Below are 1152 nucleotides of genomic sequence, written 5' to 3'. Positions count from 1 at the left end.
TTTCAGCTTCCATCATGAAAGCGATCGCCAATAGCAATCCGCCAACAGTGAGTAGAACGTATAGAGTGCTTAGGCTTATGAGTTTGACTATCATGAGAGGCTCCATACTTTTATACCTGATCTGTGCTTTAAATGAGATAGTAAAGCGATCGCCTTGTTTTAGCTTGAAGAACTGGCCTCAAAATTGCTAGTCATTTTGTTCCACCTCATCAAGGTCAATGACATAGACCGTCATGAGAGTTTGCAAGACGACTCGCTTCGGGCCACGAGCCAAGACGACTCCACTGCCATCGAAGCGCTGTAATTGATAGATTCCATTGTGCCCGTTGTGCTCGTAGCTGAGATTGAGTAGTCCTTGGTGTGTTTGGGCAATGCCGACTTCTCTATGCTGTTGTGCTGCTCTTAAATCCGACTCAGCGGCTTGCTGTCTCAGTTGTTGTTCTGGTAGAGAATTATCCATAGTATCCATAGCAAATAGAGTTGATCGCCCAGTTGTGTTGTGTTCTAGAGAGCAATTCCTACTTGTTGGAGCTGCGCTTGAATCTCGTGATTGCGCAGATGCTTACCTTTGCCGTAGGCATTGCGCCATTGCAGTCCGCTGATCTGAGCGGGCTTTCTGAGCTTTTGGGTATTAGTGCGATCGCTCACGTGTGCGATATGCCTGTTGCTTATATGTGCATGCTAAGCTGGTATACAGTCATAGTCAAGGACTTGCATACGAGCAGAACAAATAAGTGCTTAATAGCGTAATAACTGTAATTGCTGCAGTCAGAAGGGTTCGAGCGTTATCAAAATACTAAAACAACTCAAAATAGTGATGGCATGGATGATTAAAGTACTTTGTAAAGTGCTTTAGAGCATATACGCTATTGATGCTTAGAGTTTTTTACATAATCTGCGGGCTTGTGTCAGGTTCAAAAGTATAGAAGCACTGAAGTGATTAATTCCTAGTTTGATATAAGCGTATATGAGCTAAAATTACTACGCTCTGTTGATGGCGATCGCGTATGGCTGAATGTTTTTCAATTAGGCCACGGATTGCCTCGCACGAGATGCTAGCCAAGAAAGTCTGCAGACGATATCGTGGTGAGCTATCACTGCTGTTGGTATAGGGATGACTCATGGCAATATTCGGATATTCCCTGGTTGCAT

The 1152-nt window shown here is 44.0% G+C and carries 2 protein-coding genes; both read right to left on the bottom strand.

The features are described from left to right. Window positions 1-187 precede the first annotated feature (187 nt). On the bottom strand, window positions 188-469 hold the full coding sequence (locus QJQ48_RS28295; RefSeq protein ID WP_346294507.1) for a hypothetical protein: 282 nt from the start codon (window positions 467-469) through the stop codon (window positions 188-190). Between the two features lie 35 nt (window positions 470-504). Further along, window positions 505-648 (bottom strand): hypothetical protein, encoded by a 144-nt coding sequence (locus tag QJQ48_RS28290; protein ID WP_346294506.1) that lies wholly within the window; start codon window positions 646-648, stop codon window positions 505-507. Between the last annotated feature and the right edge of the window lie 504 nt (window positions 649-1152).

Source organism: Sphaerothrix gracilis Ecp01, from assembly GCF_030405905.1.
GTDB classification, from domain to species: Bacteria; Cyanobacteriota; Cyanobacteriia; order Phormidesmidales; family Phormidesmidaceae; genus Sphaerothrix; species Sphaerothrix gracilis.
This window is presented reverse-complemented; position numbering and strand designations above follow the sequence as displayed.

What these genes read in the sequence shown, in the direction of transcription:
- QJQ48_RS28295 (WP_346294507.1), bottom strand. Translation starts at nt 469, where the DNA reads ATGGATACTATGGATAATTCTCTACCAGAACAACAACTGAGACAGCAA.